General features: G+C 32.2%; 23 protein-coding genes and 2 pseudogenes. All 25 read left to right on the top strand.

The window, feature by feature from the left end; translation table 11 throughout:
• The first annotated feature begins 61 nt into the window (after positions 1–61).
• The 25 genes and pseudogenes from fliW to ACREV6_RS22815 all read left to right on the top strand — a co-directional run bounded on the left by fliW (position 62) and on the right by ACREV6_RS22815 (position 21,491).
• A complete protein-coding gene (gene fliW / locus ACREV6_RS22935) occupies positions 62–496 on the top strand; it encodes a flagellar assembly protein FliW (protein ID WP_431580362.1) in 435 nt (144 codons plus the stop codon).
• A gap of 42 nt (positions 497–538) precedes the next feature.
• Complete coding sequence (csrA, locus tag ACREV6_RS22930; protein ID WP_431580361.1) at positions 539–754, top strand: carbon storage regulator CsrA; 216 nt, start codon at positions 539–541, stop codon at positions 752–754.
• A 16-nt stretch (positions 755–770) separates the two neighbouring features.
• Positions 771–1,118: a flagellar protein FlaG gene (locus ACREV6_RS22925; protein WP_431580360.1), complete on the top strand. Its 348-nt coding sequence runs from the start codon at positions 771–773 to the stop codon at positions 1,116–1,118.
• A gap of 72 nt (positions 1,119–1,190) precedes the next feature.
• Positions 1,191–1,481: a hypothetical protein gene (locus ACREV6_RS22920; protein WP_431580359.1), complete on the top strand. Its 291-nt coding sequence runs from the start codon at positions 1,191–1,193 to the stop codon at positions 1,479–1,481.
• Positions 1,482–1,493: 12 nt separating this feature from the next.
• Positions 1,494–1,889: a flagellar export chaperone FliS gene (gene fliS, locus ACREV6_RS22915; protein ID WP_431580358.1), complete on the top strand. Its 396-nt coding sequence runs from the start codon at positions 1,494–1,496 to the stop codon at positions 1,887–1,889.
• Positions 1,890–1,981: 92 nt separating this feature from the next.
• The gene (fliD, locus tag ACREV6_RS22910) at positions 1,982–3,601 is read left to right on the top strand and encodes a flagellar filament capping protein FliD (protein ID WP_431580357.1); all 1,620 of its coding nucleotides are present in this window, start codon (positions 1,982–1,984) and stop codon (positions 3,599–3,601) included.
• Positions 3,602–3,636: 35 nt separating this feature from the next.
• The gene (fliT, locus tag ACREV6_RS22905; protein ID WP_431580356.1) at positions 3,637–3,978 is read left to right on the top strand and encodes a flagellar protein FliT; all 342 of its coding nucleotides are present in this window, start codon (positions 3,637–3,639) and stop codon (positions 3,976–3,978) included.
• A gap of 381 nt (positions 3,979–4,359) precedes the next feature.
• Positions 4,360–5,961: a flagellin N-terminal helical domain-containing protein gene (locus tag ACREV6_RS22900; protein WP_431580355.1), complete on the top strand. Its 1,602-nt coding sequence runs from the start codon at positions 4,360–4,362 to the stop codon at positions 5,959–5,961.
• Between the two features lie 93 nt (positions 5,962–6,054).
• Positions 6,055–7,296: a flagellin lysine-N-methylase gene (gene fliB / locus ACREV6_RS22895; RefSeq protein WP_431580354.1), complete on the top strand. Its 1,242-nt coding sequence runs from the start codon at positions 6,055–6,057 to the stop codon at positions 7,294–7,296.
• Positions 7,297–7,377: 81 nt separating this feature from the next.
• A complete protein-coding gene (locus tag ACREV6_RS22890) occupies positions 7,378–7,557 on the top strand; it encodes a YjfB family protein (protein ID WP_431580353.1) in 180 nt (59 codons plus the stop codon).
• Positions 7,558–7,559: 2 nt separating this feature from the next.
• Positions 7,560–7,799 carry a hypothetical protein gene (locus ACREV6_RS22885; RefSeq protein WP_431580352.1) on the top strand — a complete coding sequence of 80 codons (240 nt, stop codon included), beginning with the start codon at positions 7,560–7,562 and terminating at the stop codon, positions 7,797–7,799.
• Positions 7,800–7,894: 95 nt separating this feature from the next.
• On the top strand, positions 7,895–8,314 hold the full coding sequence (locus tag ACREV6_RS22880) for a hypothetical protein (RefSeq protein ID WP_431580351.1): 420 nt from the start codon (positions 7,895–7,897) through the stop codon (positions 8,312–8,314).
• 202 nt (positions 8,315–8,516) lie between these two features.
• Positions 8,517–10,004, top strand: a complete 1,488-nt coding sequence (locus tag ACREV6_RS22875; protein WP_431580350.1) for a flagellin N-terminal helical domain-containing protein — start codon at positions 8,517–8,519, stop codon at positions 10,002–10,004.
• 69 nt (positions 10,005–10,073) lie between these two features.
• Positions 10,074–10,391, top strand: a pseudogene (locus ACREV6_RS22870) (YjfB family protein).
• A gap of 288 nt (positions 10,392–10,679) precedes the next feature.
• Positions 10,680–11,624 carry an Rpn family recombination-promoting nuclease/putative transposase gene (locus tag ACREV6_RS22865; RefSeq protein ID WP_431580349.1) on the top strand — a complete coding sequence of 315 codons (945 nt, stop codon included), beginning with the start codon at positions 10,680–10,682 and terminating at the stop codon, positions 11,622–11,624.
• A gap of 369 nt (positions 11,625–11,993) precedes the next feature.
• The gene (locus ACREV6_RS22860; protein WP_431580348.1) at positions 11,994–12,347 is read left to right on the top strand and encodes a hypothetical protein; all 354 of its coding nucleotides are present in this window, start codon (positions 11,994–11,996) and stop codon (positions 12,345–12,347) included.
• A gap of 38 nt (positions 12,348–12,385) precedes the next feature.
• Positions 12,386–12,565 (top strand): YjfB family protein, encoded by a 180-nt coding sequence (locus ACREV6_RS22855; protein ID WP_431580347.1) that lies wholly within the window; start codon positions 12,386–12,388, stop codon positions 12,563–12,565.
• A complete protein-coding gene (locus ACREV6_RS22850) occupies positions 12,556–12,822 on the top strand; it encodes a hypothetical protein (protein WP_431580346.1) in 267 nt (88 codons plus the stop codon). Before ACREV6_RS22855 ends, ACREV6_RS22850 begins: the two co-directional genes overlap by 10 nt.
• A 140-nt stretch (positions 12,823–12,962) precedes the next feature.
• Positions 12,963–13,310 (top strand): DUF4277 domain-containing protein, encoded by a 348-nt coding sequence (locus ACREV6_RS22845; RefSeq protein ID WP_431580345.1) that lies wholly within the window; start codon positions 12,963–12,965, stop codon positions 13,308–13,310.
• A gap of 141 nt (positions 13,311–13,451) precedes the next feature.
• The gene (locus ACREV6_RS22840) at positions 13,452–14,867 is read left to right on the top strand and encodes a Na+/H+ antiporter NhaC family protein (protein WP_431580344.1); all 1,416 of its coding nucleotides are present in this window, start codon (positions 13,452–13,454) and stop codon (positions 14,865–14,867) included.
• Between the two features lie 613 nt (positions 14,868–15,480).
• The gene (locus tag ACREV6_RS22835) at positions 15,481–15,810 is read left to right on the top strand and encodes a transposase (RefSeq protein WP_431580343.1); all 330 of its coding nucleotides are present in this window, start codon (positions 15,481–15,483) and stop codon (positions 15,808–15,810) included.
• Between the two features lie 60 nt (positions 15,811–15,870).
• Positions 15,871–16,029, top strand: coding sequence for a hypothetical protein (locus tag ACREV6_RS22830; protein ID WP_431580342.1), 159 nt, complete (start codon positions 15,871–15,873; stop codon positions 16,027–16,029).
• A gap of 138 nt (positions 16,030–16,167) precedes the next feature.
• Positions 16,168–16,370: pseudogene (locus tag ACREV6_RS22825) on the top strand (methyl-accepting chemotaxis protein); the annotation flags it as partial.
• Between the two features lie 74 nt (positions 16,371–16,444).
• Entirely contained in the window at positions 16,445–16,831 is a 387-nt protein-coding gene (locus ACREV6_RS22820) for a hypothetical protein (protein ID WP_431580341.1), read from the top strand.
• A 415-nt stretch (positions 16,832–17,246) separates the two neighbouring features.
• Positions 17,247–21,491, top strand: coding sequence for a DUF5050 domain-containing protein (locus tag ACREV6_RS22815; protein WP_431580340.1), 4,245 nt, complete (start codon positions 17,247–17,249; stop codon positions 21,489–21,491).
• Positions 21,492–21,605: the final 114 nt, after the last annotated feature.

Genomic DNA, 21,605 nt, shown 5'->3' with positions numbered 1-21,605 from the left:
GAGAGTTGGAAATTGAAAATCGAGAGCAAAATGATTTTCACTAAAGGAGTTGATTTGTATTATGGAGATAGTTACTAAGTACCATGGCGCTCGAGCATATGGTGATGAAGATGTTATAGTGTTCAAAAAAGGTCTACCGGGATTTAAGGAACTTAAAAACTTTATAATTTTTCCCTTAGAAAGTAATGAAATTTTTAGTATATTACACTCAATTGAAGATGCTGAAGTGGGTTTAGTATTGGTATCACCCTTTACAATCCTTATGGATTACGAATTTAAAATACCGGATACATATATAAAAGAACTCCAAATTGCGACGCCTGAAGCAGTATTAGTATTAACTACAGTAACTTTAAGTTCAAATATTGAAGATATGACTACTAATTTAAAAGCTCCTATAATTATTAATATAAAAGAAAATTTAGGGGAACAACTAATATTAGATAATGATAAATACAAAATAAAACAACCACTATATAAAGCGGATAACAAGTGATAATTGTCATGTACTCCAGAAAGAGGCAAGGAGGACGAATAGATGTTAGTAATAGGTAGAAAAAAAGGCGAATCCTTATTAATAGGTGACGATGTTGAAATAACCATAGTTAAAATTGAAAATGGCTCTGTAAAAATTGCTATAAGTGCACCAAGGGAAATTAGTATTTTAAGGAGTGAACTTTATAAAGAAGTTACAGATGAAAACCAAAGAGCTATGGTTTTTGATGCATCAACTCTAGAAAAATTAAAAAAATAAATTAGGGGGGGCAAGCATGAATATTGGGGGTATTAGTGGAAAAAAATCCGCAGATTTAGATAAATTTTATAAAGTTGCAGAAAATCTTGTGGTTTCAAAGCCTGTTGAAATCAATAGTTCACTAAGTAGAAGTGATAATAGTGAAAAAGAAGTTAAAAATGCAGTAAGTAAAATAAATAAATTTTTAGAGGGTGAAGGTACTCATGTGCAGTATGAAAAGCATGATGTTCTTAATCAAATGATTATAAAGGTAATTGATAACAATACCAATGAAGTGATAAAAGAAATCCCCTCAAAAAAAATACTAGATATGGTAGCTAAAATGTGCGAAATGGCCGGTATTTTAGTAGATAAAAAGGCATAATTTTCAGTATGAAAAGTAGTAACCTTTTAGAGAAAATGCGTAACCCACTAGGATAAAGATGGGAGGGGTATTATGGAATTTAAATTAAATAAAATTGATGTTGAAATAAGACAAAGAGTTAAAGATACTACAAAGTCTGGTGTAATTCATAGAAAAGGGTCAATATCTGTAAATAAAGATAGAAATCCTAAAGAAAACTCAAAGTCTTATCAAGAATTTAGCAGTAAGCTTTTAAAATATAAGAACAATCATAAAATAACTGTAGGTGCATTTAGAAATAATCAATATGACGTAGAGGTTTTTAAAGATGTTTTAGAAAAAGAACAAAGAATCATGGGGAATTTTATAGATACTAAAAAGTAGAGGTGATTGGATATGGCAATGAACGCTTATGGGAATGCATTCAATACTTATAAAAATAATAGTGTGAATTTCGCATCAAAGGAGCAATTGCTTTTGATGTTAGTAGATGGAGCAGTAAAATTTTCAAAAATAGGTAGACAAGCTATTTTAGATAAGGATGCTAAAAAGGCTCATGAAAACATTGTAAAAACTCAAAATATATTTTATGAATTAATGGCAACATTGGATGTGGCAAAGGGTGGTGAATGGGCGGAAAGCTTAATGAAGGTTTATGATTTTATAGTAAGAAGGCTTACGGATGCTAATATTAAGAAAAGTGAAGAAATCATGAATGAGATAATCCCGCTGATTGATGATGTTAGGGATACTTGGAATGAGGCTTATAAGATATCTAAAGGCGGGAAATAGACGAAAAATTGAGAACGGAGAATGGAAATTTTTATACGTAGTATAAAAAAAATTCTCAACTATCAATTATATAAAAGAGGAGGGTGTATTAAATGAGAATTACTGGTATGGCTTCAGGGATGGATACAGAGGCTACTGTAAAGCAAATGATGAAACCTTATACCATGAGAGTGGATAAGATGAAACAGGATAGACAAATAGTATCTTGGAGGCAAGAACTTTATAGGGATATATTATCAGATACAGCTACTATTACAGATACATATTTTAATAACTTAAAATCCGATACTAATATGTTAAGTAAAAACAACTATGCGGGGTTTGATGTGAAGGCCGTTAATAGTGACACAACGAAAGGTGCTGGAGTTAGCGCTACGACTTCTGTGGGAGCTGTAATTGGAAACTATAGTGTGGTGGTAAATCAATTAGCTACAGCAGCAAAGATAGAGAGTGCAAATGAAATAAAAACAACGCTAGGTGGAGAAATAGATAAATATACTACAAAATTAAGTGAATTAGGTATAAGTGATGGAACGCTGACCTTTGATTATAATGGACCTCCACAAACAAATAAATCGATAACTGTATTAGCGGGTGATACAATATCACAATTAATGGATAAGATTAACCAAGGTACTTCTGGAGCTGTTAAACTAAATTTTAGTGAATTGACAAAGAGTTTTAGTCTAGAGAGTTTACAAATAGGAGAGTCAGCATCATTAAAGGTAACAGAGGGCGTAGCGGGTGGTGTTTTAACAGGGTTAAAATTAAATTCAACTAAAGATGCAAATGGAATAGCAAAGTCATATGTTAGTGGAGATCTAATAGCTGGAAAAAATGCTAAAGTTACAATAACTCCTCCAGGTTCTACAGATGGAATTCCTGTTACAAAACCAGGTAATACTTTTTCAATAGATGGAGTTAACTATACCTTAACCGAGGAAAAAACAACAAATAACATTACCGTTACTGGAAATTCTCAAAAAACTTATGATAAAATCAAAGGGTTCATAGATAAATATAATGAACTAGTAGAGAAGGTCAGTCGAAAAACTGATGAAAAGAAGCAATATAAGTATCTTCCACTTTCTGATGAACAGAAAAAAGATATGAAGGAAGATGAAATTAAACAATGGGAAATTAAGGCTAAACAAGGGTTGTTAAAGGGTGACTCAAATTTAGACAATATGCTTAGTTCAATGAGAAGTGCTTTTTTTCAAGGAGTAGAAGGCGAAGGCATATATCTTTCAGATATTGGGTTATCAACTTCAGCAGATACAACTCAAAGAGGAAAGATTATAATAGATGAGAAAAAACTAAAAAATGCTATTGAAACTAGAGGTGAACAGGTTGCTAACTTGTTTGCAAAGCAATCTACAATACCATATAGTGAAGGTGATACAAGTATTGTTAGAAATAAAAGAAACAGCGAACAAGGTATATTTCAAAGAATAAATGATATTATACAAGATTATACAAGAACAACTGGTAAAAAAGGGATTTTAATTCAAAAAGCAGGCGTAAAAGGGGATATAAAATCTATATTATCTGAGGATATTATAAAGAAAGATAAAAAGATAAATGAAATGATAAAAAGTCTATCAGCTAGAGAAAATAGATTTTATATGCAGTTTTCAAAACTGGAAGTAGCTATGAATAAACTGAATTCCCAATCAAATTGGTTAACACAACAATTAAGTGGGGGACAGTAAATTGCTTGCAAAAGCTATAGAATGGAGAAATTCTTATGAAAGAATTGACACAAATGTTAGTACAATTTAAGCAGGTAACTATAGAACTTATTAGGGCGCTGCAACAGGACGAAATTAATAAATTAGATGGTTTATTAGATAGTAGACAGATGGTTATTGAAAATATGGAAAAGATTGAATATACTACTGAAGAGTTTGCGAATATATGTGATGAGCTAGATATATTAAAGGTGCAGCATGAATTATTAGAATTAATGAAAGCAAAGAAAGAAGATACAAAAGAAGAATTAAATAAAATACAAATAACTAAAAATGCTAATAATAATTATAATAAAAGCTTTTATGTTAATTCAGGCACGTTTAATAAACAAATATAGAAATGAATAAAAGATTAAAATCTATAAAATAATTTTAAAAAAACTATAAAGTATATAATTTAGTCTACGATATAAATAATAGAAGTTGAAAATGTAAGTAGCTAATAAGATGTTATTTGATAAATACATTAAACTTTTTAGTTGTAAGTAACAAATATTGACTGCAGAAGGTTGCCTAACTGATGAAAATTAACCTGGTGTTGAATATGCAATGAAATCATTGATGGTAACTGGATGATGAAATTCAACAAAGAAAGTAACAACGACAAAATGATAAGCAATATTTCAACAAATTAGTTAGTAGAGCTCATAGCGAGCTTAACTATAAATAACAAATAGAGGACAAGGATGTCCTACTAAAAACTCAAGGAGGAATTTATTATGATAATTAATCACAACATGGGCGCAATGAATGCGAACAGAAATATGGGAATCAATGCAGGTAAGGCTGGTAAGTCAATGGAAAAACTTTCATCAGGTCTTAGAATTAACAAAGCAGGAGACGATGCAGCAGGTCTTGCTATATCAGAAAAGATGAGAGGACAAATCAGAGGATTAGACCAAGCTTCAGCTAATGCTCAAGATGGTATTTCAATGATTCAAACAGCAGAGGGTGCATTAAGCGAAACTCACTCAATTCTTCAAAGAGTAAGAGAACTTGCTGATCAATCAGCAAACGGAACAAACACTGATGCTGATAGAAAGTCAATTCAAGATGAAGTTACACAGTTAAAGAGTGAAATTGATAGAATAGGTAACACTACTGAATTTAACACACAAAAACTTTTAAATGGTGGCTTAAAAACTTCTGGAGCATCTGTTGGTCAAAATTCTACTACAGGATCAATAGTTGCAAAACTAACATCAGGTATCGTAAAAGGTGCAGTTACTAATGCAGCTGCTGCTGGTACTGACTTTGTAAAAGAAACAATAACTATTGATGGTACTGCTATAGAAGTTAATTGGCAAAATCTAACTTCAGATGAGCAGAATGTACTTAAAGGTGCTACAACTGACGCAAACACTAAGCAAGCAGCTGCTGCATTAATAGGTCAAAAAATTAATGAAGCAATTGATGCTTCAGGTAAAAATGTAGCTCATGTAAATGCTTACAGTGATGGATCAAATTTAGTTATAGAGAGCGGTTCTAAGGGAGTAGACTCTAAAGTAACTGTAGGAGCTGCAGGTGTTGCAAAAGTTATGACAGCTGGTGGTGCTGGTACAACTGCAGGAGCAAGTACTTATAATGGAACAACTGTTGCGGTTACTGATTTGTATAATGCAACAATAAATGGAGTTACTATGGAAGTAACACCTAGTGCTGTGTACACAAATACTGATCCTATGGCTGATGTAGCAGCTCTAATGCAGACTGATATTAATGCTGCAATAACTGTTGCGAATACATCATCAGGAGCTAAATCATCTGCAGAGCCAGGATTCATTGCAGCTGTTAAAGTTAATGTAACCAAAGATGGTGCTTTTGAAATCATAAGTGAGAGTGGTCCAGTATCATTAACTGATAAAGTAGGTAAATCTGCTGTTGCTGACTTAGGATTAAGTCAAGCTCAAACAGAAGCTGGTGGAAATGGTGGCATGACATTCCAAATCGGAGCTAACAGAGGTCAAACTCTTACATTTGGTGTAAATGATATGAGAACTGCTGCACTAGGAATGGCAGGAGTAGATGTATCTTCAAAATCTGGTGCACAATTAGCACTTGATACTTTAGATAAAGCTATTGCATCTGTTTCAACTGAAAGAGGTAAGCTTGGAGCAATCCAAAACAGATTAGAGCATACAATAGCAAACCTTGGAACATCAGCAGAAAACTTAACTTCAGCTGAATCAAGAATCAGAGACGTTGATATGGCTAAAGAAATGTCAACATTCTCAAAAAACAATATTCTTAACCAAGCTGCTCAAGCTATGCTTGCTCAAGCTAACCAACAACCACAACAAGTTCTTCAATTATTAAGATAATTTAAAAACTTATAAAGTAATATTAAGGAGTCGGGGTGAAAGCTCTGGCTCCTTAATCTTTTTAACTTAAACAATCAGAGGAAGGTGCTTTTTATGGAAAAAAGAACATTACTGACACCACAATATATGAAATATTTTCAGTGTATAGGTCCTATTTGCGAAGATAACTGCTGTTATGGTTGGAAGGTGCCTATCGATGAGAACACTTATAAAAAGTACAGAAGGGTTTCAAATAAAGTGCTAAAGCCTTTACTTAATAAAAGTGTAACTAGAAACCGCTCTAATCCTTCTACTGAGAATTATGCAAAAATAAAGATGTATGACAACGGCTGTTGCCCCTTTTTTGACGAAGATAAATTATGTGGTATTCAAAAAAAACTAGGAGCTGAATTTCTATCCAAGGTGTGTATAACGTACCCAAGAGTCACAAATGTAGTTAATGGAGTATATGAAAAATCATTAACGCTTTCCTGTCCGGAAGCTGCAAGATTAGTTTTGTTAAATTCTAAAGTTATGGAGTTTGACGAAATTGAAGAATTAAAAGAGGCACAACATGATATTGCCCACAGTATAGACACTGATAATATTCAGAATTCTAATAATGTAAAGAAGCATTTTTGGTTACTTAGGATGTTTAGTATATCTCTTATTCAAAATAGAAAATACTCACTAACGGATAGATTGATTATTCTAGGTATATGCATGAAAAAAGTGCAAGAATATCTTAATAATAATAGAGTGCATGAAATACCTGAACTTATTGAAGAATACAATAACATTATTGAAAATGAAAGTTTGAAAAAATCTCTTGGAGACATTCCTATAAATTTAACAATACAGATGGAACTTATGAAAGAATTTAATGACCAAAGGTTTTCAATAGGATTTTGTCAAAACAGTAAGCCGTATATAGACTGTGTTAATGAATTTTTAAAAGGAATAGAATATACTGCTGAAGCTAAAGTAGAAGAGGTAGGAGAAAACTATAAAGAGGCATATGTAAACTATTATGAGCCTTTTGTGAGGGAACACGAATATATTTTTGAAAACCTTCTTGTAAATAATTCATTTAGAGAAATGTTTCCTATAATTTCTAAGGATGGAGTTTTTGATGACTATATGAAGCTAGTTGTAAATTATTCACTTATTAAAATGCTCTTGATTGGTGTGGCTGCTTATAATAAAAAACTAGATGAAGCTTCAGTTGTCAGAGTTATATATTCTTTTTCAAGGGCTATAGAACATAATAAAACATTTTTTGATAATACATTTAAGCTTTTTAAAGAAAATGGATATGATACTATGGCATATATGTCTATTTTAATAAAGAATTAAGCAATATTAATAGGTTTTCATAAAGAGCGAGAATCTTCGCTGACTATTTTTGAAAAAAATAAGATACAAGGAGGGAATGAAATGGATATAGGAGCACTTTCAATGATAATGAGTCAATCAAGAGTACAACAATCAGCTAGTATAGCGGTAATGAAGATAGCAATGAATACAGGTAAAGAAAATGCTATTCAGATGACGGAAATGATAAAGAATGTTGCAGTAGACTCTAATGTAGGACAAAACTTGGATACTAGGGCATAGGTATGGGTGAAAAAGAAGAACTAAAGATGGAATTGAATAGGGTAAAGTATAGACATAATATGCTAGGCATCATGGAGGTAAAACTACTGCAAATGAGAGAAATAGCGAAGCAGGCTAAAGATGAGAATTTTAGTGAAGTAGAGATTGAAGTTCTAAATTGTAAGCTAAATGATTTAGCAACACAGATAAATGCATTAGATGAAGAAAGTAGAAAAACAGAAAATGAAGGAATAGTTGAATGAGTATCAATGGCTATAAAAATAGAAAAACAAGATAAATAGGCTCATTCAATTAGGATAGCTTTGGCTTGGTAAAATGATAAATAGGGGGTAATCACATGGATGTGGCAGCACTATCAATGGTTAAAGAACGTGCTGACAATGTAGTATTGAAGACGAATATAGATACAGGGGAAAAAAATAATAATCCAATGATAGAAAAGAAACATAATGATGCAATAAATCCTAATATCGGACAGAAATTAGATGTAATTGCTGATAAACAGATGGACAAGAAAGATGAACTACATAAACAGTTACAACAGGAAATAAAGTGGGCACAGGAGAAACAGAAGATGCTTAACCTCAAAGAAGTAAAGCTGTTACAAATGAGAGAGATAGCGGAGCAAGGTAAGCAAGCTATCATTACTCCAGAGCAACTAAGAAATTTGAATCACAGGCTAGATAAGTTAGCAGCACAGGTTAGTGCAATAGATAGCGATAGCAAAAGAACAAAAGGCGGGAAAAAATTAGAATGAGCAACAGTGGCTATATAAATAGCTACTGTTGCTCATTTTGTGGTAGGAACTAATACTATATTTTACTCGGGTTTTATAAGTCTAAAGCATTTAAAAAAAAGAAATTAGATAATAGTCTATACTAAGTTAAGTTATGGTAAAAATAACCGATAGTTAAATGTTACTTAATTAATTTTATATGTTTTTGATAGGAGTGTTTCTTTTGATAATAAATCATAATATAAATGCACTAACTGCTTATAATAAATTTAATACTGCAGGAAAAGTGAAATCTGATGCTATGGAAAAGCTTTCCTCAGGGATTAGAATAAATAGTGCTGCTGATGATGCAGCTGGATCGGCTATAGATCAAAAAATGAAGGCACAAATTAGAGGACTTGAACAGGCAGGTAGGAATATTCAAGATGGTGTTTCTCTTATTCAAACAGCGGAAGCGGGACTTGGTTCTATACAAAACCCTAATCTTTTAAGAATGAGGGATCTTATTATACAGGCATTAAATGGAACTTTAAATGGAGCAGATAGAATGAAAATTCAAAATGAACTTGAAAGTGTAAAAGCTTCCATTAATGATATAGCTAATGATACTGAATTTAATACAATAAATGTTTTATCACCACCTATTAATAACGATAAAGCAATACAACCAATTTCTAGCTCTAAATTGGATATAGTGTTTATGGTGGATAATTCAGCAAGTATGACAACTAATATCAATACAGTGAAAAGTGGGATAGGGGATTTTGTTTCAAGCTTAAATGGTGTTGCAGATACTAAAGTTGCTATAGTGAATTTATGTGTTGGGAATCCATATGATATAAAAAACTTTGAAAGCGATCCTAATCAAATAGCAAATGAACTAAATGGGTTAAGTGCTACTGATGGTACAAAACCTTATGAAATAATAGAGAATTCTGTTCCAGGAGGTGTAATTGGTAACAAATTATCATATAGACAAGATTCTAAAAAAGTTTTTATTGTATTTACAGATACTAAAAATGAAGCTGGTAGTTCAACAGAATCAAATGCTAAAAGTGCTGTTGAAGGTTTAAATGTTTCTACGGGATTTGACAGTGATGATATTCAGACATACTTTTTTGCCATGGGAGGAATTTTTCCAGATGATGATTTTAATGAAATAACAGATTATACTGGTGGGAAGATATATCACCCAACTGGAGCAGCAGATATTTCTGATAAATTAAAAAATGATTTAGTCCAAGAAATTAAAAATTCAATACCTGCTAGCATGCATACACAACAAGAGGATGAAATGCCCACACTAGAACTTCAAGTGGGCGCAAATTCAGGTGAAAAATTTCAAATTCAGCTTTTTGATGCCAGAACAAAGAATTTAGGAATAGATGATGTAACAGTTATTTCTATTGAAGAAGCTGAAAATTCACTTGAAAAAGTTGATAAAGCTATAGAAATAGTTTCAACACAGCGCGGTAAATTTGGTTCATACCAAAATGCATTAGAACACATATATAGCAATGTAGGTGACTATGGCTATAATTTAACAAGTGCAGATTCTAGAATAAATGATGCAAACATGGCAAAAGAAGTAATGCAAATGACTAAAAGCAGTATAATACAAGAAGCAGCACAATCAATGCTAAAGCAAGCTGATGAAATGCAGAAAAGTGTATTAAATCTTATGACTAAGTGGCAAGGAAATGCGCAATAAGCTCAGGCAAGCCCTCGCAAGCACCCCAGGGGTGTAAATTTTGGAAATAAGTAAATAGGAGGTAATCAAGTGGACATAGGAGCACTATCAATGATAATGAGTCAATCAAGAGCACAACAATCAGCTAGTGTAGCAGTGATGAAAATTGCAATGGATACAGGAAAGGAAGCTAAGCAAGTTCGTCGGCAAACCTCCTCACTAGGGTGACAGGCACTTGTAAAATAATGCAAATGAATATAGCAAGCTCAGAGTCAATCAAGAGTACAAGAATCAGTTGGCATCGCAGTAATGAAGATGGCAATGGAAACTGCTACTCAGATAACAGAAATGATGAAGAACGTTGCAGTAGACCCTAATGTAGGACAAAACTTGGATACTAAGCCATAGAGAACTGATGAATGAAAGGGAAGAACTACAGAAAGAATTGGAGCGGGAGCTACAATTGGTGAAGTATAGACAGAAGATGCTGGACATAATAGAGGCTAAGCTACTTAATATAAGGAAATTTGAAGGCTGTAAACTGCGGAGATATACAAATATATTTCAGTAGGTTTTTTGTCGTGGGGGATAGTTTCATGATATTATTTTAATAGCTTAAAGTAGTGTAAAGGAAAAATCAATGTGATATAATAAAACTAATAATGAATTACAGAATTACAAGGAAGTGAATAAACTTTGACGAAAAAACATGATTTTGATGCAGCTTGGAAGTCCATATTAGAAGCTTTTGAAATAGAAGTCGTAGAATTACTTTTTCCAGAGATATTTAATAAAATAGATTGGAAATTAGAAGCAGAATCCTTAGATAAGGAACTACTAGAAATACAGAAAGATATATTTGATAAAGATAGTAGTGAAAAGGTAATATCAGATAAAATAATAAAGGTAAGATTAAAAGATAAAGGAAGCAAGATCTTATTTATACATGTAGAAGTACAAAGCTATAGCAGTGGATATGAAGTTTTTGCAGAAAGAATGTTCAGATACTTTTATAGAATATGGGACAAATTCAGGTATAAAAATAAGGATGCGTCAGAAATCGTGGCTGCAGCAATATATACGTATAAAGGCCAGCGAGGAAAAGATAAAAAATATGTATATAAATTACCTGAGATAAAGAGTGATATACTAATATATAATTTTAAAACTATTGACGTAGAAAAAATAAAGCTTGAAAAAATTAATGACAATAACCCGTTGAAATTAGTTTTTAAAATGGCAAAGGCTTTATTAGAAACTGGAGCACATGATTTAGATATATTAAAGGCAAAAATAAAATTAGCAGAGGAATTAAAAAGTTATGATAAAGTTAAAAATATTGATCAAATAAAAGCATTAGTAGATTTTTTAGAATACTTATTTTTAATTGAAAATCCGGAGTTAGAAAAGAGATATGAAGAATATAAAAAGGAAAATGGAGGTGCATTTAAATTGAGTATAGACGAGATTAGAAAGTTGCACTACAAGGAAGAGGGAAGAGAAGAAGGAAAGTTTGAAGAAAGAATAGGAATAGCAACAGAAATGCTATTAGATGGTGAATCAATTGAGAAGATTAAAAAATATTCTAAATTAAGTGAAGAGGAAATAACAAAACTAAAAAACACACTGTTTTCAAATTAAAATTAGCACTAGGGTGACAGACAGAGCGCCAAGATAAGGGCGTATCATATAGCGGGTGGGAACCGCGCTGAGAAAGGTTTAGCAAACCACTCATAGCGAGTCTTGGACATCATAGCAAGCTCGGGATTAAATCCCTCGCTAGCAACCAATAAACGTATTCACTTTGTTCATATATTTATTGGAAAGGGGTAGTGTCAGCCAGATAATATAAGGAAATTAGAAATTCATCAAAGATGGAATAGTTGATGCGGGTGCGACCTTAATTATAGCAAGATGTAACGTTGATCCGTAAAAGCACTTCAGGGGTGTGAAATTTAGAAATCAGGGTGAAAACTCTGGTTCTTTTTACTATAGGAAGGATGATATCACATGGAAAATAAAGAAAGTTTTGTATCCGATGAAAAATATAATTACTTATCAGATGGTGTAAAGCTAAATTTGTGGGAACTTGATACCAAACTATGTAGCTTAAATTATTGCTATAATGGAGTTTGGAGAAATGACAAAGAAAATGGGGGGAATATTTTTGTATTTGAATTGTTAGAGAATGCTCGGAAAAGAAAAAATGTAAAAAATTTAATTACCCTTAGACCACAAATAAATCATTTAAAGGTTGAAGTTTATTGGGGAGAAAAAGATAAGCATTTTTATGATGAAATTGAGGATGATGTTTTTCAAGATATAACTGAAAGATTTGGGAAGATTGGAATAGCGGTAAGGTAATTCTTACTTGAAAAAAATAGTAAATAGGAGGTAATCATATGGACATAGGATCTTTGTCAATGGTAATGAGCCAAGCAAGAGTACAACAAGATGCAGGTATAGCAGTAATGAAAATAGCTATGGATACAGGGAAAGAAAATATGACTCAGATGACAGATATGATGAAGAATGTTGCGGTAGACACTAGTGTAGGACAAAATTTGGATGCTTGGGCATAGTAATAATGGATGAGAAAGAAGAGCTAAAACAAGAATTGCAGCAACAGTTAGAGTGGGTGCAGTATAGACAAAATATGTTGGGCATCATAGAGGCGAAGCTGCTTCAAATGAGAGAGATAGCGGAACAAGGTAAGCAAGTCGCCGTTACTCCACAACAACTAAGAAATTTGAATCATAGGCTAGACAAGTTAGCAGCACAGGTTAGTGCTATAGATAGCGATAGCAGAAGAACAAAAGGCGGAAAAAAATTAGAATGAGCATCAGTGGCTATATAAAAACCCTTTTAACAAATTACTTTTACAATAAATTCATTAAAAGGGCAATAAATACAAAAATGATTTTATTAATTATGTCGAATATACATACTCACATAGAATTCTATAGCGAGGTGAGTATAATGTCAAGTAATAATGAAGATATTGATTATGAAGAAATGGTAGCATCAGAATATATTGAAGTAAACAATTTAGGAATGAAACCAGTAATTTCTGCAATGTGTGATGTACTTAATAGTCCAGAGTTTATAGACCAATTTGTTGGGCCACTAGATCCAAGAGTAAAAATAAGTATTGGTGTTTTAATAAAGGCAATGATTATAAATGTTTTGATGGGTAGAACTCCGCTTGTTCATGTAGAAAACACATTTTCACAGTTGGAGTGTGAAATCCTTTTGGGACAGGGCATAAATCCAAGCAATCTTAACGATGATCGTCTAGGCGACTCCCTGGAAACACTAGTGATGTAATATGGTTTAGAGAAGCTATGGAAGAACTTAATGGAACATTTAAGTATACGAGCAAGTTAAGAGGAAAGAGGGTGAGATTAGAATTTGTAAAAAAACATTAAATTCACTAAAAGAACTTTTTAATAAAAAGGGGGAAATATTATGGATTCCGCAGCAAATTTTGGAGTTTTATCACTATTACCTGCTCTTGTAGCATTAGTACTAGCATTTATTACAAGGGAAGCAATATTCTCACTTCTGATGGGTGTACTAGTTGGGATACTTATTACTGGACAAAATGTCCTATTCGGATTTTCTGGATTGCTACAAAAGGCACTAGGAACTGCTGACTTTATTTGGGTACTAAGTATTGAAGTTTTTGTAGGTATCATGGTGGCATTCTTTCAAAAGTCAGGAGCAATCGATGCTTTTACAAAAGCAATAAGTAAAAGAAACATAAATGCAAAAGGTGCTCAAATAATAGCTTGGCTTCTTGGAATATTTATATTCTTTAGTGATTATTTCAGTCCCTTATATGTTGGAACAGTTATGAGGAATATCACAGATAAAGCAAGAGTATCAAGAGAAAAGCTAGCTTACATATGCGACTCAACCTCTGCGCCTGTTTGCACACTTATCCCTTTTTCATCCTGGGGTGTATATATGGCAGGATTACTTGTTGCAACTGGAGCTTTTACAGATAAGAACCTTGCAATGAATGCAGTTATAAAAATGGTGCCATATAATTTTTATGGTATTACAGCAACACTTATGGTTGGGTTAATAGCTATGAAAATAATACCTGACTTTGGACCTATGAAAGCTGCAGAGAAAAGAACAATGGAAACAGGAAAGGTTATGTGGGATAAAGCAAAACCTTTACTTGGTAAAGAGTTAACTGATATTAAGCCAAATGAAGGCATAAAACCTAACTTAATCATAAACTTCTTTGCACCAGCGATAATAATAATTACAGTAACATTAGGAACTTATATAGCAATTGGAACAGCAAAGACATTAGAAGGTTTTATGTGTGCGGTAGCATTTCAATTTGTAGTAATGCTTATACAGAAAATGGGTACAATCACAGAACTTATGGAAACAGCTGCAAATGGTATTAAAGGTGTTATGTCCGCTATGCTTATATTATCATTAGCGTATGGACTTAACACAATAAGCAAAGAGTTAGGTACGGCTCAATTTGTAATTAATTTGACACAAGCTTGGATGACTCCTACTTTACTTTTAGTGTTTACATTCTTAGTATGTGGATTTATAGCCTTCTTCACAGGTACATCATGGGGAACATACGCAATAATGACACCAATAGCAATACCGATGGCATTACAATTGGCAGGCGGAGTAGCTGATACAACACTTGTATATGCAACGATTGCAGCAGTAATGGGTGGGGGATGTTATGGAGATCACTGTTCACCACTATCAGATACAACGATACTTGCATCTCTTGGTTCGGGATCTGATCACATAGACCACGTTAAGACCCAAGTGCCATATGCAACAGTAGCTGCTGCTGTATCAGCATTATTATATCTTGTAGTTGGATTTATTTTATAGCAAGAAGGAAGTAAATGTTTATGTATTCCTTCGCAATGCTACCTGCTATCTGGTGGTTTGTGTCAGAGTATGTAAAATAAAAATGATAGCAAGCTCGCTTCGCTCACAAACGACCCCTCAGAGATTCCGTGAATGGCTTCCATTTAAAATCAAATCAAATCCTTTTATTGGGTTACAAGGGTTTGGTTTGGTTTGATTTTAGCAAGCTCAGGCAAGCCTTCGCAAGTACCCCAGGGAAACTGCCGAAAAAAGCAGGTTAAAAATATAATATCTCTTATAAATGAATAGTATTCATTTATTTTAAAGTTACAATTAAATTTTGCGATTGCGATAATAAGAATAAATATTTCATATATTCTTTAATTTCTGAAGAATATATGAAGTGTTTTTTAGTTAATCTAGCATAATTGTTATCTTAGATTAACTTTTGGCAATAGCAAAGCCAGCCTGGGAACTTGTCCATAATAAGTTCACCATTCTCACAATATTACATGCAGTATTAACCTCCTCACTAGGGTGACAGGCACTTGTAAAAGAATGTAAAAATAAAAGTATTAAAATAGTAAAGCCTGTCAATAATATAGATAATAAAAATTGACAGGAGAATCTTGAAATGGGAAGAAAAAAGCTAGAATGGTATCCTGGAGCTATGTATCATGTAACAGCTAGAGGTAACCGTAGAAATGATATATTCAAAGAAGAAATTGATTTTGAATTTTATTTAAAATGTATGGAAGAGGCACTAAGTTATTACAAAGATTGTTATAGAATTATAAGTTACTGTTTGATGACAAATCATGTACACATACAAATAGAAGCAAAGGAAAAGCCTATAAATTTTTATATTGGTAGAATTAATAATTTTTATGCAAAGAATTTTAATAAGAAATATAATTTTATAGGTCATTTGTTTCAATCAAGATATAATGCTGAAATAATATAGAAAGATGAATATGTATTAGAGGTAAGTAGGTATATACACTTAAATCCTAAAAGAGCACAAATGGTTGAAAAGCCAGAAGATTATAAGTGGAGCAGTTATGGGATGTATATTGGAGATAAGAAAGAGGAGTTAATAACTTCAAATAAAATTTTATCCTATTTTTCGAAGAGTAACCAAAGAAAAAGATATAAAGATTTTATTGATAGCAGTGTTCACTAGGGTGACAGGCACTTGTAAAATAATGCAAATAAATATAGCAAGCTCAGGTAGCCTTCTCAAGCACCCAAGTGGCAATGTCATCAAGCTAGTATTCAAATAATTTACAATTTAAAGTCTAATGCTTGAAAAACAGATAAAAATATAAATGAGCTTTCGTCCAAATCCATGGAAGGAAGTAATAATGCAAATAAGTCTAAACAAAGAGCTACAGAAGTTAAAAAAATATCAAAAAGGCTATGGAGGAAACTCAAAAAATATATGCAGAAAAACAAACTAAAATGTTAAAGGCTATAGAAGATGGAAAGGTAGTAGATAGCATAAAGGTTATGGCAGATACTATTTTTAGAAAAAAATTATATTTCAACCACAGTTGTGATATGATATAATAAAATAAAAAGATTTAGGTGGTGAATTTATGGATAAGGAAATATTAGATATTCTAAAGGAAATGCAAGGTGACATGAAATCAATGCAAGGTGACATGAAATCAATGCAAGGTGACATGAAATCAATGCAAGGTGACATGAAATCAATGCAGGGTGATATTAAATCAATACAAGGCGATATAATATCAATACAAGGTGATATTATATCAATTAAAACCACACAGGAAGAACATACTCAAATATTAAGAGCTTTGGAGCATAAAACTGATGTTATTTCAGCGGAGCAAGAAAACTTGAAACATGAAGCTTTCGAAATTAAAGGTGAAGTTAAGAGTATAAGAAAAGACATGAGTAGTGTAGAAATTATCACAGCAAACAATTGGTCAGATATTGCAAAACTAAAGGCTATAAAATAATGTGTATGATGCTAAGTGATATTTTAAAAAAGTAAATTAGCAAGCAAAGTTAGAGTAATAGGCGGAGAGGGAAGAAAAATGAAATATAGAATAATATTTAAATAAGCATCAGTAGCTAAAGTAATAGTTACTGATGCTTATTTGGGGTTCAACAGGGACTTAAAATACAAGAGAATCTCGGGGGTAACTAGGGAACCACAAAATATATGAAGGTATATATTTGTGGTTTTTTCGGTGTGAAGCATATAGTTAAGTAGTTTTCATCAATTTGATGCCCTTTGGGTTCCCTTTTTCACCCAAGTGACAGGCACCTTTCATTAAAGTTATTAGATCTTTAAACGAAGTATTAATAGAAGAATGATTTAATTAAACAATAATTAATAATATTGTAAAATATTAGGGAGATGAGCGAACTATGTATGTAAAGAATAAATTTATAAGCACCATTAGTGCATTGATATTTGTACTTATGGTAAGTGTCTTTTGTGTTTCAAGTATGGCTAGAGGAATAACAAATGATAATAAGACCATTATTAATAAATTTAATGTAATGCCTGATAAAGTATGGAAGATTAACTTTAATAAAGAGGTAGATTTAACCACTATAAATTACAATAACGTTAAAGTTTATGATAAGGCTACAAACATACCTATATCGATTAATATAATAGTGGATTACAGCAATTATAAGTCTTTTACAATTAAGCCTTATACCAATTACACAAAAGGTAAGGGTTATAGAATCGAAATTACAAATGTAAAAACAAAAGACGGCCATGAGACCTTAAAGCCAACTATTATGGATTTTTACATAAAAAATATATACGCTGGATTACCAGGAGAAAATGGACTAGTTATAATTGCAGACAAGGCCTACTGCGCTGATTATTTATTAACCCATTCCAAAGAAGTTAATGAGATTATTTTAAATAAGGATTATGATGTTTATTTTACCTATGATGTAAATTATGAGAAGCTTTCAAGTATACTTAAATACGGTTTTTTAGATGGAAATAATGTAACGAGAAAATATGATAAGATGACTTATATCGATCCACAAGGAAAAAATCATATATATGTATGGAATATAAATACTCAGGAGTATAAATTACAATCTCCAAGTATAGATTTACAAATCGTAGTAAGAAGCGATGTTAAGCTAATTAGTGTTACCCCAACTAATTTAATTGGGATAACCGGGGCAAAGTATTTTAAGTTAAAGCATAGTAGTGCCATTAAAAATTTAGGGGAAATTATAGCTTATACTTCTAGTGAAATAACAGAAGAAATATCCATATTGGCTAGTGACAAAACAATCCTTGCAAAAGGATATTTCAATATTCAGTATAACTTGGTAAACAAATGTTCCTTATATACCTTTGATGACTATGGAGCAGGTAATACGGGAGGAAATATTGTTAATAATGGTATAGCTGCATTGGACTCAGAGGGATATATTTATTATTCAAATCCAGGGGATAAGGAAGCTCTTTATAAAATGGCATTTGATGGGGTGTACAATAAAAAAATAGGTGAAGATAAAGCACAATATATAAATGTATCCCAAGATTATGTTTATTATAGTAATTACACTGATGGAGGTAGATTATATAAATCTAAATTAGATGGTTCCCAAAAGCAGCTTGTAGTTGATGATAAAGCAGCTTATATAACTTTATCTGGAGATGATATTTATTATAGTAACCATTCAGATGGAGGCATGCTGTATAAGGTTAAAAAAAATGGTTCTGATGCTGTACTTAATCATGGTAGTAAAGTTATAGCTGATAATAACAGCAGTAATTCACAAGTGGGTGAGGTTGCTTATATTAACATTGATGGAGATTGGATTTATTATATTAATCATGCTGATGGACATAAGCCTTATGTAATAAACAAAGAAGGAACTTATAGAGGTAAACTAAGTGATGAATATGCAACTAGCCTGCAAGTATTTGGAGATTGGGTTTATTATTGTTCAGGGAATGGAACTATAAGCAAGGTTAAAAAAGATGGTACTGGTGGTGTAGTAGAAATTAAGGGTAAGGCATCAGAAATAAACAAAGGATTCCATATAAATGTACTTGATGACTGGCTTTATTATAGTAATTATGATGATGGTAGCAAATTATACAAGGTTAAAACTGATGGAAGTGGAGAAAAAATTAAGCTCACGGAGGATTCAGTAGGATATATTAATATTGTTGCAGGATATATATATTACAACACAACTAAAGGAAAACTTTTTAGAGTTGCCCTCAATGGTAGTATAGATGTAAAGCCAGAAGAAATTGGTGGAAAAAACACAACAGAAAATGTTTTGAATATGGATAGCTTAAAATTAGTTGTAGACTTTAGTGATGTTAATGAAGATATTAAATTTATTGAGAAGAAATATCTGCCAGAAAAAGTAGCTGCTATAATGGGTGACAATATTATGAAGCAGCTTGTGGTAATTTGGGATACGGAAAAGGTTACAGTAAAAGATGGAATTAGGACTTATAAGGGTAGTGCAATTGGGTATAACAAAACTATAACTTTAGATTTAGTATTGCCTTCAGAAATGCTAAACGATACTAATAAGATATCCATTTATAATAATAATGGTAAAAATGATTCAGTTGAGGTAATAGGCATTGAAACAGGCATCAGCTATGATTCTAGGAAAATACAAGAGGGAGAACTAGTAAGAATATATAGTGATGAATCATGTAAATATAAATTAGGAGAAGCTAAGGTAACTAGAGATAAAATCGCATTAACCCAAAAGTTAGATTTAGATGCATATGGAAAAAGCATATGGATTACTATAACTAGATTGGGAAGAGCGGAAAGTGCACCAACGGAGGTCAAACAAGTAGAAGCACCCCTTATAAAAGATAATGCGGCTAAAGATAATGATAATGCCAATTTAGGGGTAGATGTAAGAGATTTTACAATTAGCAATTGGACACCTTCAGTTAAGAATAGCCCTTTAGATCAATATATTTATATTGTGCCTTCTAAAGTAGTATTAGATATGAAGAATTTTGGAGCAATGGACAATTTAAATGGAATGAGTGCTAATGCTTGGGACGGAACACAATTGTATAATAAATTAATTGGTGAAAAATTGGAACTTCGTAAATTAGATAGTAAAAAAACTTTGATCAAAGCCGGGAATTATGATGTGTATATAGCGACTGAGTATTCGGGCCTTGGAACTCCTGATACTTATGGAAGAGTTCCAAAAGTGTATGGAAAGGTATCTAGTGATACTCCTTCTATAGTAACTATTAAAGAAGAAATATTACCTAAAAAACCAATTATGCTTGAACAAAGGGTAAAGGCAGGAACTGAAATTACATTAACCACTGCACCTGCTCTAGGGGAAACTGCATGGCTTATACCCCTAGAAAATCTTCCGCAAGTAAAAGGGTGGAAATGGGAAGATAAGGATAAGAAAGAATGGATAGGGTTAAGTACGTGGAATGATCCTAGCGGGAGTAATCCCTATGATCCATTTAAAGCTCTGGCACTACAAAATAAAGATGTTACAAAATTAGTTGGAGATGGATTTAGTAAAATTATTAAAGCTCCTTTGGGCATGGAGGATGGGTTAAGCTATATAGATAAAAAGTACAAGTTATTTATAGTTAATGGTGTGGGAGCTTCCTCAGAAGGAGGAGCGTCTTTAAGAGATACAAATGACAGCATTATAGTGGATAACCAAAGCTCCACATTAGCTCTTTTATCAAATATAGTTGTAAAAGTAGGAGAATCAATTATAGTTAAAACTTCAGAAAATCCAAATATGCCAGGTGAATCTGAAGAGGCAAGAGTATTTATTGTAAAGGATTATGATAGTATAATTACCATAAAACAACTTGAGAATTCAGTGAAAGCTGGAAATGGAAAAGTTATTAAGGTACAAAATAAAACTTCCTATAAAATAGATACAACGGGCTTAGAAGCTGCTTTAGATAGTATAGAACCAAATTATACTATTGTAGTAGTAGATAATGCAGGCAATGTTTCACCGGCATATTATGTTAATATTATGTTGAAGACTGATGAACTAATTAACTTGGTTTATGAAGTAAATGAGAAATTGGCAAGTACGGATACAAGTATTATTACAAATAAAGATACCTTGACCAAAATGAACAGTTTAATTTCTTACCTACCTAGTGCGAATAAAATTATAAACAATACACTAGATACTAAAAAGGAGAGTCAGAAGAATATAACAGCTACTTTTAAGAGTTTAAAAAGCAAATTTTTATATTTTTTAAATTCATTAGGGGGAGTTACAAGCATATTAACATCTGACTTGGATGTAGATGCTCCAAGGTTTGAATGGAAGTACCCCAACGTGGATGTGGATGTGGTTGGAAGTTTAGCCAATTTAAATATTCAAGCAAAAGAAGCTGCCACCGCCTACTATGTAGTGTTACCGGCAGATTCTGAGGTGCCAGATGAAAAACTATTATTAAATTATGGAAATTTAGATAATAATTTAGTTATATCAAGAGATGAAAAGACTCTTATAAAAGATGAATTATTAGCTATACCTATAACTGGATTAACACCAAAAACAAAATACAATGTTTATATAGTATTGAAAGATGATAAATATAATTACTCACCAGTTGAATGGAGAGAATTCACAACAAAATAACTAAAGATTACAATGAAAGCTAGCTTTGCTACCAAAGACCACCAGAAGGTTGTGCATAACTAAAAAATTAATCACTATAGTAACTTAGATTTTAAGTTGCTATAGTGATTATTT

The organism is Clostridium sp., from assembly GCF_050717515.1.
Classification (GTDB): domain Bacteria; phylum Bacillota; class Clostridia; order Clostridiales; family Clostridiaceae; genus Clostridium_AD.
The sequence above is the reverse complement of the archived record's forward strand: the minus strand, read 5'-3'. Positions and strand labels throughout refer to the sequence as shown.

Excerpts from the sequence above, each read along its gene's own strand:
- ACREV6_RS22890 (WP_431580353.1), top strand. The coding sequence starts at position 7,378 with ATGGATATAGGAGCACTTTCAATGATAATGAGTCAATCAAGAGTACAA.
- ACREV6_RS22830 (WP_431580342.1), top strand. The coding sequence starts at position 15,871 with ATGGTTGAAAAGCCAGAAGATTATAAGTGGAGCAGTTATGGGATGTAT.
- fliW (WP_431580362.1), top strand. The coding sequence starts at position 62 with ATGGAGATAGTTACTAAGTACCATGGCGCTCGAGCATATGGTGATGAA.
- ACREV6_RS22885 (WP_431580352.1), top strand. The coding sequence starts at position 7,560 with ATGGGTGAAAAAGAAGAACTAAAGATGGAATTGAATAGGGTAAAGTAT.
- ACREV6_RS22820 (WP_431580341.1), top strand. The coding sequence starts at position 16,445 with ATGGATAAGGAAATATTAGATATTCTAAAGGAAATGCAAGGTGACATG.
- ACREV6_RS22840 (WP_431580344.1), top strand. The coding sequence starts at position 13,452 with ATGGATTCCGCAGCAAATTTTGGAGTTTTATCACTATTACCTGCTCTT.
- fliB (WP_431580354.1), top strand. The coding sequence starts at position 6,055 with ATGGAAAAAAGAACATTACTGACACCACAATATATGAAATATTTTCAG.
- fliS (WP_431580358.1), top strand. The coding sequence starts at position 1,494 with ATGGCAATGAACGCTTATGGGAATGCATTCAATACTTATAAAAATAAT.
- ACREV6_RS22835 (WP_431580343.1), top strand. The coding sequence starts at position 15,481 with ATGGGAAGAAAAAAGCTAGAATGGTATCCTGGAGCTATGTATCATGTA.
- ACREV6_RS22815 (WP_431580340.1), top strand. The coding sequence starts at position 17,247 with ATGTATGTAAAGAATAAATTTATAAGCACCATTAGTGCATTGATATTT.
- ACREV6_RS22855 (WP_431580347.1), top strand. The coding sequence starts at position 12,386 with ATGGACATAGGATCTTTGTCAATGGTAATGAGCCAAGCAAGAGTACAA.
- ACREV6_RS22860 (WP_431580348.1), top strand. The coding sequence starts at position 11,994 with ATGGAAAATAAAGAAAGTTTTGTATCCGATGAAAAATATAATTACTTA.
- fliT (WP_431580356.1), top strand. The coding sequence starts at position 3,637 with ATGAAAGAATTGACACAAATGTTAGTACAATTTAAGCAGGTAACTATA.
- csrA (WP_431580361.1), top strand. The coding sequence starts at position 539 with ATGTTAGTAATAGGTAGAAAAAAAGGCGAATCCTTATTAATAGGTGAC.
- ACREV6_RS22900 (WP_431580355.1), top strand. The coding sequence starts at position 4,360 with ATGATAATTAATCACAACATGGGCGCAATGAATGCGAACAGAAATATG.
- ACREV6_RS22845 (WP_431580345.1), top strand. The coding sequence starts at position 12,963 with ATGTCAAGTAATAATGAAGATATTGATTATGAAGAAATGGTAGCATCA.
- ACREV6_RS22880 (WP_431580351.1), top strand. The coding sequence starts at position 7,895 with ATGGATGTGGCAGCACTATCAATGGTTAAAGAACGTGCTGACAATGTA.
- ACREV6_RS22920 (WP_431580359.1), top strand. The coding sequence starts at position 1,191 with ATGGAATTTAAATTAAATAAAATTGATGTTGAAATAAGACAAAGAGTT.
- fliD (WP_431580357.1), top strand. The coding sequence starts at position 1,982 with ATGAGAATTACTGGTATGGCTTCAGGGATGGATACAGAGGCTACTGTA.
- ACREV6_RS22925 (WP_431580360.1), top strand. The coding sequence starts at position 771 with ATGAATATTGGGGGTATTAGTGGAAAAAAATCCGCAGATTTAGATAAA.